Annotated in this window: 13 protein-coding genes, 2 tRNA genes and 1 pseudogene; 6 read left to right on the top strand and 10 right to left on the bottom strand. The window is 58.9% G+C overall.

Going from position 1 to position 13,791, the window contains the following annotated elements:
• Nucleotides 1-232: 232 nt before the first annotated feature.
• From HMCN_RS0114535 to HMCN_RS0114520, 4 genes are all read left to right on the top strand, one after another.
• Entirely contained in the window at nucleotides 233-700 is a 468-nt protein-coding gene (locus HMCN_RS0114535) for a MarR family winged helix-turn-helix transcriptional regulator (protein WP_025918065.1), read from the top strand.
• Nucleotides 701-758: 58 nt separating this feature from the next.
• Complete coding sequence (locus HMCN_RS0114530; RefSeq protein ID WP_035627321.1) at nucleotides 759-2,195, top strand: efflux transporter outer membrane subunit; 1,437 nt, start codon at nucleotides 759-761, stop codon at nucleotides 2,193-2,195.
• 133 nt (nucleotides 2,196-2,328) lie between these two features.
• On the top strand, nucleotides 2,329-3,498 hold the full coding sequence (locus HMCN_RS0114525; protein WP_025918063.1) for an HlyD family efflux transporter periplasmic adaptor subunit: 1,170 nt from the start codon (nucleotides 2,329-2,331) through the stop codon (nucleotides 3,496-3,498).
• Between the two features lie 75 nt (nucleotides 3,499-3,573).
• A complete protein-coding gene (locus HMCN_RS0114520; protein WP_025918062.1) occupies nucleotides 3,574-5,127 on the top strand; it encodes a DHA2 family efflux MFS transporter permease subunit in 1,554 nt (517 codons plus the stop codon).
• Nucleotides 5,128-5,304: 177 nt separating this feature from the next.
• Here the strand turns inward: HMCN_RS0114520 and HMCN_RS0114515 are convergent.
• The 9 genes from HMCN_RS0114515 to ybgC all read right to left on the bottom strand — a co-directional run bounded on the left by HMCN_RS0114515 (nucleotide 5,305) and on the right by ybgC (nucleotide 10,843).
• Nucleotides 5,305-5,380: transfer RNA gene (locus HMCN_RS0114515), tRNA-Lys, on the bottom strand.
• 83 nt (nucleotides 5,381-5,463) lie between these two features.
• Nucleotides 5,464-5,539 (bottom strand) — tRNA-Lys (locus HMCN_RS0114510).
• Between the two features lie 93 nt (nucleotides 5,540-5,632).
• Nucleotides 5,633-6,382, bottom strand: a complete 750-nt coding sequence (ybgF, locus tag HMCN_RS0114505; protein WP_025918061.1) for a tol-pal system protein YbgF — start codon at nucleotides 6,380-6,382, stop codon at nucleotides 5,633-5,635.
• Between the two features lie 10 nt (nucleotides 6,383-6,392).
• On the bottom strand, nucleotides 6,393-6,920 hold the full coding sequence (gene pal / locus HMCN_RS0114500; RefSeq protein ID WP_025918060.1) for a peptidoglycan-associated lipoprotein Pal: 528 nt from the start codon (nucleotides 6,918-6,920) through the stop codon (nucleotides 6,393-6,395).
• Nucleotides 6,921-6,955: 35 nt separating this feature from the next.
• A complete protein-coding gene (gene tolB, locus HMCN_RS0114495) occupies nucleotides 6,956-8,224 on the bottom strand; it encodes a Tol-Pal system beta propeller repeat protein TolB (protein ID WP_369792156.1) in 1,269 nt (422 codons plus the stop codon).
• 8 nt (nucleotides 8,225-8,232) lie between these two features.
• Complete coding sequence (tolA, locus tag HMCN_RS0114490) at nucleotides 8,233-9,192, bottom strand: cell envelope integrity protein TolA (protein ID WP_025918058.1); 960 nt, start codon at nucleotides 9,190-9,192, stop codon at nucleotides 8,233-8,235.
• 16 nt (nucleotides 9,193-9,208) lie between these two features.
• Entirely contained in the window at nucleotides 9,209-9,658 is a 450-nt protein-coding gene (locus tag HMCN_RS0114485; RefSeq protein ID WP_035627317.1) for a biopolymer transporter ExbD, read from the bottom strand.
• An 11-nt stretch (nucleotides 9,659-9,669) separates the two neighbouring features.
• Entirely contained in the window at nucleotides 9,670-10,371 is a 702-nt protein-coding gene (gene tolQ / locus HMCN_RS0114480) for a protein TolQ (RefSeq protein ID WP_025918056.1), read from the bottom strand.
• A 58-nt stretch (nucleotides 10,372-10,429) separates the two neighbouring features.
• The gene (ybgC, locus tag HMCN_RS0114475; RefSeq protein ID WP_025918055.1) at nucleotides 10,430-10,843 is read right to left on the bottom strand and encodes a tol-pal system-associated acyl-CoA thioesterase; all 414 of its coding nucleotides are present in this window, start codon (nucleotides 10,841-10,843) and stop codon (nucleotides 10,430-10,432) included.
• Nucleotides 10,844-11,029: 186 nt separating this feature from the next.
• Between ybgC and HMCN_RS20150 the strand changes: the two are divergent.
• Nucleotides 11,030-11,207: pseudogene (locus tag HMCN_RS20150) on the top strand (FAA hydrolase family protein); the annotation flags it as partial.
• Nucleotides 11,204-11,431, top strand: a complete 228-nt coding sequence (locus HMCN_RS20145) for a fumarylacetoacetate hydrolase family protein (protein ID WP_081801532.1) — start codon at nucleotides 11,204-11,206, stop codon at nucleotides 11,429-11,431. The pseudogene HMCN_RS20150 and the gene HMCN_RS20145, both read left to right, overlap by 4 nt.
• A 265-nt stretch (nucleotides 11,432-11,696) precedes the next feature.
• Here HMCN_RS20145 and HMCN_RS0114465 read toward each other — a convergent pair whose 3' ends face one another.
• On the bottom strand, nucleotides 11,697-13,385 hold the full coding sequence (locus tag HMCN_RS0114465) for a methyl-accepting chemotaxis protein (protein WP_025918053.1): 1,689 nt from the start codon (nucleotides 13,383-13,385) through the stop codon (nucleotides 11,697-11,699).
• Nucleotides 13,386-13,791 lie beyond the last annotated feature (406 nt).

The raw sequence follows: 13,791 nt of genomic DNA, 5'->3' as shown, positions 1-13,791 counted from the left end.
TAAAAATCTGGAGTATAGCGATTTTCATGCCGTTTTACGCAGGCATTTCCTGCGATAAAAAAATATACCAGCTGCAGTTTCCGGGGTGAGGCCAGCCATGCCGGCGCATGGTATTCCACTTTCCCCATCTTTTTGCCCTCCCTGCAGAGGCTGGGTTGCCCATCAGTTTGCCCTGCAGTATTTTATAAATGCGTGTATATTATTGCCTGGTCAACGAATATTTGGCAGCGATATGCAAGACAAAAAAGCATCCAGTCCGTTGTTTGCGCTGGAGAATTACCAGATCGACGATAGTATCGGCTTTCTCATGACACGCGCGCGCCTGCTGCTGGTGAAGTCGATCGATGAAGCGCTGGTCGGTTGCGATATCACCTACGCCCAAGGCGGCATCCTCTACATGCTGTCGACCGGCCGCTGTGCTTCCGCCGCCGATCTGGCGCGCGAATTCTATATCGATGCCGCTTCCATGAAGCGCTCGCTGGACCGGCTGGAAGCGCGCCAGCTGATCGTGCGCCAGCCGAACCCGCAGGATCGGCGCCAGATCCGGTTGAGCCTGACGCCGGACGGCGAAGCGCTGGCGCAGCGGATGCCGGTGATTTATGTCGCGGTGCTGAGCCAGCTTTTTGCCGATTTCAGCGCCGAGGAAGTCGGTTTCCTGAAAAGCTTGCTGCGCAAGTTCCTGGCTCACGGCGGGCTCTGAGCGCATCCTGAAATATGCTTGACCAAGCAACCTAACTACTGCTTTGACTATTGCTACTATGACCTCTTTTATTTCAAGGCAGATGCTGGCCGCCGGCGCCAGCGCGATCCTGCTTTCTGCCTGCGCCAGCTTCGACGGCATTGCTCCCGGCCCCCGGCCCAATGCCGCCAGCGCCTATGCGGCCGACGCGCTGTCTGGCGGCAGCGGTCAGTGGCCGGCAGCCGACGCTTTCTGGGCCGACGCGCTGGGCGGCGCGCTCTTGCAGGGCCTGGTCGATGAGGCGCTGGCCGGCAACCCCGGGATGGCGATTGCCGCTGCCCGTGTCAGCGCCAGCCGCGCCTTGGCCGAATCCGTGCGCGGCGCCGCGTTGCCGACGGTCGGCGCCAGTTTCGACGGCACTTACCAGCGCTTCACAGAAAACGGCATGGTTCCGGCGCCCCTGGCGGGGACGTATGGCAGCAACAACCAGCTGGCGCTGAATTTTTCCTACGAGTTCGATTTCTGGGGCAAGCATGCGGCGCAGTTGGGCGCGGCGCTGTCGCAGGAAAAAATGGCCGAAGCAGAGTTGCACGGCGCGCGGCTGGTGCTGACTGCGGCGGTCGCGCAGGCTTGGGTGCAGTTGGCGCGTCAATCGGCACAGCTGGATCTGGTCGGGCAGCAGCAAGCCCTGCATCGGGATATCGGCCGCCTGACGCAGCAGCGCATTGCCGCCGGACTCGACATGGATAGCGATGCGCAGCAAGTGCGGTTGCAGGGCGCCGCCTTGCAGGCCGAACAGTTGCAGTGGCAGCAGGCGATTGCGCTCACGCGCAACCAACTGGCGGCCTTGCTGGGGCAGGGCCCGGATCGCGGCCACGGCATCGCCTGCCCGGCGCTGCCGCAGGTGCAGGCGTTTGCGCTGCCAGCGCAATTGCCGCTGGCCTTGCTCGGACGCCGGCCGGACATCGTCGCCGCGCGTTGGCAGGTCGAGGCCGCGCAGGGCGAGATCGACAGCAGCCGTGCGCAGTTTTATCCGAATGTGAATTTGCTCGGTTTTGCCGGTTTCTCCAGCCTCGGTCTGTCGAATCTGCTCGATGGCGGCAGCCGCATCGTCGGTATCGGCCCGGCGCTCCGGCTGCCGATCTTCGAGGGCGGCCAGTTGCGGGCTCAGCTCAAGGGCCGGGTTGCCGCCTATGACGGCGCGGTCGCCAGCTACAACCAGAGCCTGACGCAGGCGCTGCACGAGGTGGCCGACCAGCTGCAGTCGCTGCAGGCATCGGACCAGCAACTGCGCAATCAGGACCTGGCGCTGCAGGCCGCACGGCAGAACCTGCAGCTGGCGCAGCAGCGCTGGCAGGTCGGCACCGCTAACCGGCTGCAGGTGCTGGCGGCCGAATCGGTCTGGCTGGGGCAGCGCAAACTGGCGCTCGATCTGCAGGCGCGCCGCACCGAACTGCAGGTCGGCATGATCAAGGCGCTGGGTGGCGGCTTCGAGGCTGACCGGCATGCGCTGTAATCCCGGATTCGTACGGAGTATTTTTAATACCATACTGAAATATTGTGGAAGACAGGTATTTATTCAGCATACTCATCGATATTGCTGAAGCTGCCCGGATTTTCATTCATTTAACCTTTGTGGAATTTGCGTCATGAACGCTCAAGCTCAAGATTCATCCGTTGCCAGAAGCAAGCGCCGCGGCCAGCTGATTGCCGTCACGCTGGTACTGGCGGTGGTCCTGATTGCCTATCTGGCCTGGTGGATCGTGAACGCCAGAAATTTCGAGAGCACCGACGATGCCTATGTCGCCGGTAATGTGGTGCAGGTGACGCCGCAGGCCGGCGGCACCGTGGTGGCGATCCATGCCGACGATACCGAGCTGGTGCAGGCCGGCAAGCCGCTGGTTGAACTCGACCGCAGCGACGCCAGGGTGGCGCTGGAGCAGGCCGACGCGCAACTGGCGCAGACCATCCGCGAAGTGCGCGTGTTGTACGTGAATAATGCGGCGCTGGGTGCCAGCGTGGCGCAGCGCGGCGCCGAAGTCGAGCGCGCCAAGGCGGATCTGGCGCGTCGCCAGCAATTGATCGGCAGCGGCGCGGTATCCAAGGAAGAGCTGGAACATGCCCGCAATGCGCTGCAGAGCGCCACCTCGGCGCTGCTGGCAAGCAGCGAGCAACTGGCGTCGAACCGCGCGCTGACCGACCGCACTTCGGTGGAAAAACATCCGAACGTCCAGCGCGCCGCCGCGCGCGTGCGGGAGGCCTATCTGGCCTACGCGCGCACCACCTTGCCGGCGCCGCTGACCGGCTATGTCGCCAAGCGCTCGGTGCAGCTGGGACAGCGGGTGGCTGCCGGCACGCCGTTGCTGTCGATCGTGCCGCTCGATAGTCTGTGGGTCGACGCCAACTTCAAGGAAGTGCAGATTGCCCAGATGCGCATCGGCCAGGCGGTGACGCTGGAGTCCGATCTGTATGGTAAAAAAATCGTCTATCACGGCAAGGTTGCCGGTTTTGCCGCCGGCACCGGCTCCGCTTTTGCGCTGCTGCCGGCGCAAAATGCCAGCGGCAACTGGATCAAGATCGTGCAGCGGCTGCCGGTGCGCATTGCGCTCGACCCGAAGGAACTGGCCGAACATCCGCTACGGGTCGGCCTGTCGATGCAAGTGACGGTCGACGTAGCGCAGAAAAAAGGCGCACCATTGCCGGCTGCCGGAGTTGCGCGTAGCGCGCCAGCCTATGAGACCGCGGTGTTCGACACGGTCGGGCAGCAAGCGGATGCGCGCATTGCCGCCATTATCGCCGCCAATGCGGCAGCGCATTGACGGATTACATGCCAGTAGTGCTGCGCAGCGCTGTCCACCGGCGCTTTTTGATCGACTAATAATCGGGTTATCTTTATGAGTTCCACCATTCGTCCCGCGGTGCAGCCGCTCGCCGGCGCCCAGCTGGCGCTCGGCACGCTGGCGCTGTCGCTGGCCGTGTTCATGAACGTGCTCGACACATCGATCGCCAACGTATCGATTCCAGCCATCGCCGGCGACATGGGCGTCTCGCCGCAGCAGGGCACTTGGGTCATAACCTCGTTTGCGGTCGCCAATGCGATCTCGGTGCCGCTGACCGGCTGGCTGACTACGCGTTTCGGCCAAGTGCGTCTGTTCATGACGTCGATCCTGTTGTTCATCGTTGCCTCATGGATGTGCGGGCTGGCGCCGAATATCGAGACCCTGATCGCCGCCCGCGTGCTGCAAGGCGCGGTGGCAGGGCCGATGATCCCCTTGTCGCAAACCCTCCTTTTGGCCAGCTATCCTGTTGCCAAAAGCGCGATGGCGCTGGCGCTGTGGGGCATGACCACGCTGGTGGCGCCGATCATGGGGCCGCTTCTGGGCGGCTGGATTTCCGATAATTACAGTTGGCCGTGGATTTTCTACATCAATATTCCGGTCGGTATCTTTACCCTTTGGATTACATGGCTGATCTATCGCGAGCGCGAATCCTCTACCCGTAGCCTGCCGATCGACAAGATAGGTCTGGCATTGCTGGTGATCTGGGTCGGCGCACTGCAACTGATGCTTGACAAGGGCAAGGAGCTGGACTGGTTCAGCTCCGGCGAGATCGTGCTGTTGGCGGCGGTGGCGCTGCTCGGCTTCATCTATTTCATCATCTGGGAGCTGGGCGACGACCATCCAGTGGTCGACCTGTCCTTGTTCAGGGGCCGCAATTTCAGCTCCGGCGTGATCGCGATTTCGGTCGGCTACGGCCTGTTCTTCGGCAGCCTGGTGATCCTGCCGCTGTGGCTGCAAACCCAGATCGGTTACACCGCCACCGAAGCCGGCAAGGTCATGGCGCCGGTCGGCATCTTCGCGATTCTGCTGTCGCCGGTGATCGGCAAATTGCTGCCCAAAACGGATAGCCGCCTCGTCGCATCGTGCGCCTTCCTGGTCTTCGGATTGGTATTCTATTTGCGCTCGCGCTACACGCCCGAGGTCGATACGATGGCATTGATGATCCCGACTCTGATCCAGGGGGCGGCGATGTCGATGTTCTTCATTCCGCTTAGTTCCATTATCCTGTCGGGACAGCCGCACGACAAAATGGCGGCGGCATCCGGCCTGTCGAACTTCGTGCGAATTATGTTCGGCGGCATTGGCGCTTCGGTTTCCACCACGCTGTGGGATAACCGCACTGCCTTGCATCATGCACAGCTTGCGGAATACTCAGGGCCGCATAACCCCGCCTTCCAGCAGGCAGTGCAGGGCATGACCGCTCAGGGCATGAGCGATGCGCAGGCGCTGTCGGTGTTCGACCGTCTGATGAGCGTGCAAGCCAGCACCATGGCCGCTACCGATATATTCTGGATATCGGCCATCCTGTTCCTGCTGCTGATAGGCATAGTTTGGCTGGCGAAACCAATCAAATTGCACGGGCCGGTTGATGCGGGAGGGGCGCATTGAGGGGGGCATTGAAATGCTGGATGTGCTAAGGCAAAGCTGTTCCGCAAACATTTCGGCCTGATCCGAATCCTTAAATTTGCGGTATTGCATGTGAAGATACGCGATGGAATTTGCAGTGCGAGACTAAATTGCGCAAAACAAAAGGGCTAGCCAGTTAAGGATAGCCCTTCGTCATTTTGGTAGGCCGTGCGGGGATCGAACCTGCGACCAACGGATTAAGAGTCCGCTGCTCTACCAGCTGAGCTAACGACCCAAAAGTGATGCTGCTTCCTCGGTTAGAGAGGGAAATAAAAAATGCTTGCAAGCGCAAACATTTTTTAAGGTATTGCATATTCGTGGTAGGCCGTGCGGGATTCGAACCTGCGACCAACGGATTAAAAGTCCGCTGCTCTACCAGCTGAGCTAACGACCCGAAAGAACGTAATTATAAGTAAGTGCCCCGACTCTGTCAAATGCGCTGCGCGTTATTTATGAAGAAAACTGCGCTAGGTGCGCCCTGGCGGCATTATTTAAATGTGCTCAAGCGTTCTTTTGCAGTTTGCGCAGTAGACGATCCCGGATATTGCGCAATCAGTTTTTCCAGTGCTTTCCTGGCATTGGCCTTGTCCTTCAATTCCGTGTAGCAGCTGGCGATGTTGAGCATCGCATCGGCGGCCTTGGGATTGTCCGGATAGTTTTGGATTACCAGTTGTTGCGCTGCAATCGCGTTCTTGTAATCGCGCTGAGCGTAGTATGCGTTGCCCAGCCAGTATTGGGCCGAGGGTGCGTAGCCGGATTGCGGATAGCGCCGCAGGAAGTCGGAAAATCCTGCTCCTGCGTGCTTGTAGTCGCCGGCCTTGAAGCTTGCCAGTGCGGTGTCGTAGGCCAGTTGTTCGGACGGCTGTACGCTGGCTTCCTTGCCGTCGACGGTGATTTTTTGCGGCTCCAGTTTGCGCAGACGGTTGTCGAGGTCGACGTAAAAATCTTTTTGCCGACGCTGGGTATTGGTCAACTCGTTGGATAAGAGTTCCACTTGTCCGCGCAGCTTGGCGATTTCAGCCTGCAGTTGCTCGTTCTGATTGGCCAGATCGAGCGTGCTGTTTTTGTCGGCCTTGCCGTCGATGCGGGCATTGCTGGCATCGATCCTGCTGCGCAGGTCAAGTACGGCCCGGCGCGCTTCATCGTCGTCAAACAGGCCGGCATGAGCCGGCACTGCGACATGGGTGAAAACGACCATCAAGGCCGCAGCGAGTGTGGAATGGATGGACGTTTTCATGCTCGATGCCTTATGGGTAGACGATGTCTGCGCGGCGGTTTTCAGCCCATGCTGCCTCGTCGCTGCCGAGCGCTTTCGGCTTTTCTTTGCCGAATGATACTGCTTCCATTTGCGCTTCCGGCACGCCTAGCAGGGACAGCGATTTGCGTACCGCCTCTGCGCGCTTCTGGCCCAGCGCCAGATTGTATTCGCGTCCGCCACGTTCATCGGTGTTGCCCTGGATGATGATCTTGCGCACGCTGTTCTTGACCAGATATTTGGAATGCGCTTCGACTACCGGCTGGAACTCGCCTTTTACGGTATAGCTGTCGGTGTCGAAATAAACGCTGCGCTTGGACAAAATGCCTTGCGGGTCGTTCAGCGGATCGGTACCGGCGTTGACGGTGCTGACGGTGCGCGGGTCAACCTGCCCGGTACCGGCCATGTGACCGCTGTGATCTTCTACCGGCGCCTTGTCGCTGAGTTTGACCGGTGAGCTGCAGGCGCCCAGTAACAGGATGCTTGCTGCGACGAGAGTGATGCTAATTGGCTTGCGCATTGTATTCCCTTAATTGCAAAGTGTTGATCGAAACATTATTTCATGAAAGGACCCCAGGTGGGCTCCCGGATATCGCCGGCCCTGGTGGTCAGACGGTGTCTGGCACGGCCATCGACAGATACCACTGCAAGCGAGCCGCGCCTGCCGGCTTCGGTTGCGTACATCAGGTATTTGCTGTTGGGTGAGAAGCTCGGCGATTCGTCCTTGACTGTGTCAGACAGTCGTTGTTCCTGACCGCTGGCGAGATCCAGAACGTACAGCTGGAACAGGCCGTTGCGGCGTGAAATATAGGCCAGCAGCTTGCCGTCGGGCGAGATGCGCGGGCTGATGTTGTAGGTGCCGTTGAAGGTGACGCGCTGCGCATCGCCGCCGTTGGCGCTCATCTTGTAGATCTGCGGGCCGCCGCTGCGATCGCTGGTGAAATAGATGCTCTGACCGTCGGCCGAGAATTGCGGTTCGGTGTCGATGCCGTTGGTATTGGTCAGGCGGCGCAGGTTGCTGCCATCCTGGTTGATGCTGTAGACCTGGGTCAGACCATTGCGCGCCAGCGCGATTGCCAGCCGGCTGCCATCGGGCGCCCATGACGGCGCCGAGTTGCTGCCCTTGAAACCGGCCAGTACGATTCTTTGGCGGGTAATCAGGTTTTGCACGTAGATCACCGGCTTCCTGGCCTCGAACGAGACATACGCGACCTTGGTGCCGTCCGGCGACCATGCGGGCGAGATGATCGGTTCGTTCGAACGCAAGGCGACCTGGGTGCCTTCGCCGTCGGCGTCGGCCACTTCAAGGCGGTATTCATTGCCAGCCTTGGTGACATAGGCGATGCGGGTCGAGAAGGCCCCGCGGCTGCCGGTCAGTTTTTCATAGATGTCGTCGGCGATCTTGTGCGCGGTGATCCGGGTGAACTGCGGCTGCCCGGCCAGCGCCAGGGCCGACAACTGCGCCGCCTTTACGGTGTCGAGCAATTTATAGCGGACATCGAAGCGGCCGTCGGCCAGCCGCTGCACGCTGCCGACCACCAGCGCATCGGCGCCGCGCGATTTCCAGTCGCCCAGATTGACGGCAGCCGTCTCCGACAGCGCGCTGCCGGTGTCGATGATCTTGAACATGCCGCTGCGGGTCAGGTCGTCCTTGATGATGGCGCTGATCTGTTGCGGCGCGATCGATTCGTCGGCGAAGGCGGCGATGGCGACCGGTATCTGGCTGGCACCGACGCCGGAAATCTCGACTTGCAACTGGGCGTGCGCAAAGGCGGATGCGCTGAGGCCAATCGCCATGGCGGCGCGCAGTAAATATTTTTTCATCATGGTCATCAGTCTTTGGGTTTGTACGTTAAGTTGATGCTGGATGGAACTTCGCCCGATTTATCTTTCGGATATGGTTCCGATTTTTCTATGCCGCGCTTGACTGCTTCGTCAAAGCCGGCCACGCCGGAAGATTTCTTCAGGTGCAGGCTGCGGATGCTGCCGTCGGGCAGCAGGCTGAGCTCATAGACGGCTTCCGGGTTGCCGTTCAGATCGTTCGGTACGTTGAAGATCGTGTTCGATTTGATCTTCGCCCGTATCCGCTCGACATAGCCGGGGTCGCCGCGATTGCCCTGCGATTTGGCGGCAGTGCCGCTGCCGCTCGTGCTACTGCTCGAATTTCCAGTCATGCGACGCAGGTTTTCATCGCGCAGCTTGGCTAGCTTGCTATCTTCCGCCGCCAGCGCAGCCTGCTTGGCAAGGTCCTGCTTGTGTTTTTTGTCCTTCGCTGCGGCGGCGATCTTGCTGGCTTCCTCCGCTTCGCGCTTCTTCTGCGCCAGCGCCTTTTCTTTTTCAGCCTGTGCTTCTTTTTGCTTCAATGCTTCCTTCTGCGCCTGCTGTTTCTTCAGGAGCTCTTGTTCGTGACGTTTTTGCGCCAGACGTTGCTCCTGTTCCTGCTGCTCTTGCCGCACCTTGCGTTTTTTTTCCTGTTCCAGCGCGATATCGGGTTTTTCCACCTGTGGCGTTGCGACAGCAGGGGGAGGCTCTGGTGCGGGCACCGGTTTTTCCAGCAGTTTTTCAGGTGGCTGCTCCGGCTGCGGTTCTGGCATATTCTGCGCGGCTACCGGAGCGGCTTCCTGTGTGCTAGGGCTCCAGATTTCCGCCTCGACTGCCAGCGGCTTTTCGTTTTGCCAGCGGATGCCGATCCACAAAAAGGCGAACAGTGCTGCGTGCACCACCGCAGCAAGCGCGATGGCGCGCCAGCGGCCGGGCTCGCGCGGAACGGAGTAGGGCGTCGATGCGTTCATGAATTTCTGACGGTTTTCACTGTTTGGCCGCAAGTCCGACGCGGTTGATGCCGATCTTTTTAGCATCTGAAATGACTTGCACCACATCATCGTAAATAATGTTTTTTTCGGCTGAAATCATTAATGGCAATTGGGGATATTGCTGGTGCAGTTCGCGCAGGTTTTCCAGCAGCTGGGCCGGTTTGACGCTGGTGGTGTCGCCTTTGGCGCTACCCTGACTCGGGTTGTTGATGCGGATTTGCGCGTTGGCGTTCTTTTTCAGGATCACTTCCATATACTGGCTCGGCGGCAGATCCGATTTGCCGGCATTCGGCAAATCCACCATGCCGGGGTTGGGCATCGGCGCCGCTGCCATGAAGATTATCAGCAGCACCAGCATCACGTCGATGTAGGGCACGACATTGATTTCGGATTTGAATTTGCGGCCGCGGCCGCCGCGCATCGAGCCTGAGATTGAAGTGGTCATCGCAGTTTTCCTTAGTGCGCCTGGCGTTGCAGGATGTTCGAGAATTCCTCGACGAAGCTCTCGAAGCGGATCGCCAACCGGTCGATGTCGTGCGTATAGCGGTTATAGGCGACCACCGCCGGAATCGCAGCGAACAGGCCGATCGCGGTGGCGATCAGCGCTTCGGCGATCCCTGGCGCGACGGCCGACAGGGTGGCTTGCTGCACATTGGCCAGCCCGCGAAACGCGTTCATGATGCCCCAGACGGTGCCGAATAGTCCGACATACGGCGAGACCGAGCCGACCGATGCCAGAAAGGCCAGGTGCGACTCCAGCGCATCCATTTCGCGCTGGTAGGCTGCGCGCATCGCACGGCGGGCGCCGTCCAGCATTGCGTTGGCATCCGCGCTGTCTTTTTTGGTATAGGACGCCTGTCCCTTCAGATATTCGCTCATGCCGGCGGTGAAGATGCGCTCCAGCGCACCGGTGGCGCCATTGCTCTGGCGCCGGCTGGACGTGGCATCCTGATACAGCGTGTTCAGATTGCCGCCGGACCAGAACGTGCGTTCGAATTCTTCGGTTTGCGCACGCGCCGCGCGGATTGCAAACGATTTGCGGAAGATATAGCTCCAGCTCATCAGCGATACGGCCAGCAGCAAAGCCATGATCAGTTGCACGATGACAGAAGCGTTGGTGATCAGGGAGAGGAACGAAAGGTCTTGGATGACAGTCATGGGCTATGTGTGATTGGGGCTGGTTTATCGATGGTCGGACATTGTCTGCGAGGCCGTATTATTGTTCGGCGGGCGGTGCAATTTTCAGCAGGACGGAGGCCGGTATCGGTTGCGGCCGAAAGGATTTTGCCCCCACACAAGCGACCTTGATCCGGCCGGAAGTCAGCAATTGCTGACCGCGCCAGGCTTGTTGGAAGAATTGCACGGAAGCCCGTCCCAGCTTTTCGACCGCGACGGTCAGATTCAGTTCATCGTCAAGTTGCGCGGGAGCATGATAATCGACGGCGGTGCCGGTGACGACAAACATCACGCCGTCGCTGTGCATCAGTGCTTGCTGCTGGACGCCGGCGGCGCGTAGCCATTCGCTGCGTGCGCGCTCGAAGAACTTCAGGTAATTGGCATAAAACACGACACCGCCGGCGTCGGTGTCTTCATAATAGACACGCACGCACCAGCTGAAATTTTTGGTCATTATTGGACTTTTAGTAAAAAACCGCGCGCATGACGCTGTTGAATTCCGGACTTATTATATAGGGGCTGGCTGTCGGGTTGTATATCATGCTGTGATGCAAGTTGCTTTGAGTAGTCTGCCCGGCAGCATTGAGCCGGTATTTTATTGTCCTTAGTCATGCAAGTGCTGCGCTTGCGATGAGTTCCGATGCAATTTGTCTTTCCGCCGCCAGCCCCTGCCGCCGTACTGGTTGCCGGAGATCCCGCTTTTTTCCCGGTGCACCGGATTTCTTGCGTAGGCCGCAATTATGCCGAGCATGCCAGGGATGGGTGGTAGCGGCCGCGAAGTGCTGTTTTTCTTCATGAAGCCGGCCGATGCGGTATTGGTAGGGCAGATGGTATAGCCGCACCAGACTGCGGACTTGCAGCATGCGCGGGCATCGAATTGAGGGTTAACGGTGTCGTGCGTCAACAAGGCGCGCTGGACCGGTTGATCTGGAGCATTCCTGAAATCATTGCGCATTGTTCGCAATTTTATGCATCGCAGCCGGGCGATTTGCTGGAGGGTAGGATCGGAAGGTTGGAGTCTTTGTCGCTCAGAATCGTTTGATAGCCTGCCGTTGCGCGTTTTTTTTGCATTGAAAATATACTGGTTTATGTATTTTTAAAGATGGCAATGATATATTGCGAAAAATTGCAATTTTTCCACATACCCAGTTTGTCTCTACTCAGTCGCAATGCTCCTGTCGCCGCAAGAGGGGCTCTGAAAGCAACGCCATCCCCGCATAGGCGGGAATGGCGGTGTTGAATTTCAGAGATTTCCTGTCGTCGATTGTGGGGTTATTTCAACTCGAGGATCAAAACTCTCCCCACTCCTACGCCGCTGGCGCATTGGCGATTTTCTTGGCGTGCAGCGGGCTGTTGGCGGCCCGCGGTGCATCGGCCTTGCGGTTGGGCCGGGCGGCGGTGCGGGCATCCGGCATGACCGGGGGATTTGCCGGAGCCACCGCCACCGCATGAGCCTGATCGAGTTTGAAGATGCTGACCACCTGCGCCAGATTGCCGGCCTGCTCTTGCAACGATCCCGAGGCTGCCGCAGCTTCCTCCACCAGTGCGGCGTTTTGCTGGGTGACCTGGTCCATCTGGGTAATGGCCTGATGGATCTGTTCGATGCCGGAAGTCTGCTCCTGGCTGGCGGCAGTGATCTCGCCCATGATGTCGGTCACGCGCCGGATGCTCTCGACGATTTCGTTCATCGTGGCGCCGGCCTGGTCGACCAGCCGGGCGCCTTGATCCACCTTTTCCACCGAATCGCCGATCAGGGTCTTGATTTCCTTGGCGGCGCTGGCGCTGCGCTGCGCCAGGCTGCGCACTTCGGTGGCGACCACCGCAAAGCCGCGGCCCTGCTCGCCGGCGCGCGCCGCTTCGACTGCGGCATTCAATGCCAGAATATTGGTCTGGAACGCGATGCCGTCGATGACGCCGATGATGTCGTTGATTTTGCGGGATGATTCGTTGATCGAGCCCATGGTATCGACCACTTGCGCCACTACCGCGCCGCCCTTGCTGGCAACTTCGGACGCCGATACTGCCAGCTGGTTGGCATGGCGGGCGTTGTCGGCATTGTGCTGGACAGCGGAGGTCAGCTCTTCAATCGACGACGCAGTCTCTTCCAGCGAACTGGCTTGCTGCTCGGTGCGTGAGGATAAATCCATGTTGCCGGCGGCGATCTGATCGGACGCGGTGGCGATGGTGTCGGTGCCGGCACGCACATCGCCGGCGATCTGCGCCAGGCTGTGGTTCATGTCCTTCAGGGCTTGCATCAGCTGGCCGGTTTCATCCTGGGCGCGAACTTCGATCTGCTGCGTCAAATCACCTGCGGCCACTCTGCGCGCAATCTTCACTGCCTCCTCCAGCGGCCGCGAAATCGCGCGCACCAGCCAGATGCCCATAATCGCGGCCAGCAACAGGCCGAACAGAACGCCGGCGGCGTAGCTGATGCGCACCCAGCGATAGATAGTTTGCGATTGCTCAAACTCTTTTTCTCCGACATCCAACTGTTGCTTGATGAGTGTATTAACGCCGGTTTCCACCGGCACGAACAGTTGCGTTATCGGTCCGTTCAGGATTTCGGTTGCCTGCTGAATATTTCCGGCGCGCAGCGCTGCAACCGCCGGCAGCAGGCCTTCGGCGACGTATTTTTTACGGCTTTTTGCAAATTGATCGGCGATTCTCTGGTCTTCCGAAGTACGGACGTGAACCTGGTATTCGTCCCATGCCTTGCTAATGGTTTGTATGTTGGCCTCCACTTGAGCCATCTGCTTGTCCAGCGCGGCTGGATTTCCCGCTATGGCTTTGGCAATGATCAATTGGTTAGAAGTCAGCAAGCGGACCACGTGATCAAGTTGTCCGGTGGAAACCAGTCGATCGGCATACAGCGACTTTATCGCCTCATTGGCAAAGCCAAGGCTGACGCTGCCAATGACGCCACCGATAATCAATTGGAAAGACAGGAAGGTAATCACAAAAATCAGGCGTGACTTGATGGTGAGATTTTTCAGCATGACTGTTTCCTCAATATGAGCGGGCACCGGTCGGGTGCGACGGAATATCGGAATACTTACTGGAAAGAGCGCGATGTTTTCAATATTGGTCTCGGCACGAAGATTGCGAATGCCAGTTCGATTGTGTTTCGACACTATCGGTGATGGTTACGCTGCTTGCCGCATGCATGAACTCCTCCTTTCATCGTTGATTATTTTTTATGCAAAACAATCGGCGCATTGCAGCTTGGCTGCAATTGACGGCAACCAGTGCAGCACATTTTCGCTGGACAACAAGTTCCGAAAGACAACTATGCCTGAATGGTCTTTCAGTGTCATTTTTTATTTGCGGGAGATGCCGTTTGTGCTGCAAACACGCCAGAATGTGTCGCAACAGCCATAAAAAAACTCCAGAGCAAGTCCGGAG

The organism is Herminiimonas sp. CN (assembly GCF_000622895.1).
In the GTDB taxonomy this organism is placed as follows: Bacteria; Pseudomonadota; Gammaproteobacteria; order Burkholderiales; family Burkholderiaceae_D; genus AVCC01.
This window is presented reverse-complemented; position numbering and strand designations above follow the sequence as displayed.

Excerpts from the sequence above, each read along its gene's own strand:
- HMCN_RS0114535 (WP_025918065.1), top strand. The coding sequence starts at position 233 with ATGCAAGACAAAAAAGCATCCAGTCCGTTGTTTGCGCTGGAGAATTAC.
- HMCN_RS0114530 (WP_035627321.1), top strand. The coding sequence starts at position 759 with ATGACCTCTTTTATTTCAAGGCAGATGCTGGCCGCCGGCGCCAGCGCG.
- HMCN_RS0114525 (WP_025918063.1), top strand. The coding sequence starts at position 2,329 with ATGAACGCTCAAGCTCAAGATTCATCCGTTGCCAGAAGCAAGCGCCGC.
- HMCN_RS0114520 (WP_025918062.1), top strand. The coding sequence starts at position 3,574 with ATGAGTTCCACCATTCGTCCCGCGGTGCAGCCGCTCGCCGGCGCCCAG.
- ybgF (WP_025918061.1), bottom strand. The coding sequence starts at position 6,382 with ATGAAAACGTCCATCCATTCCACACTCGCTGCGGCCTTGATGGTCGTT.
- pal (WP_025918060.1), bottom strand. The coding sequence starts at position 6,920 with ATGCGCAAGCCAATTAGCATCACTCTCGTCGCAGCAAGCATCCTGTTA.
- tolB (WP_369792156.1), bottom strand. The coding sequence starts at position 8,224 with ATGAAAAAATATTTACTGCGCGCCGCCATGGCGATTGGCCTCAGCGCA.
- tolA (WP_025918058.1), bottom strand. The coding sequence starts at position 9,192 with ATGAACGCATCGACGCCCTACTCCGTTCCGCGCGAGCCCGGCCGCTGG.
- HMCN_RS0114485 (WP_035627317.1), bottom strand. The coding sequence starts at position 9,658 with ATGACCACTTCAATCTCAGGCTCGATGCGCGGCGGCCGCGGCCGCAAA.
- tolQ (WP_025918056.1), bottom strand. The coding sequence starts at position 10,371 with ATGACTGTCATCCAAGACCTTTCGTTCCTCTCCCTGATCACCAACGCT.
- ybgC (WP_025918055.1), bottom strand. The coding sequence starts at position 10,843 with ATGACCAAAAATTTCAGCTGGTGCGTGCGTGTCTATTATGAAGACACC.
- HMCN_RS0114465 (WP_025918053.1), bottom strand. The coding sequence starts at position 13,385 with ATGCTGAAAAATCTCACCATCAAGTCACGCCTGATTTTTGTGATTACC.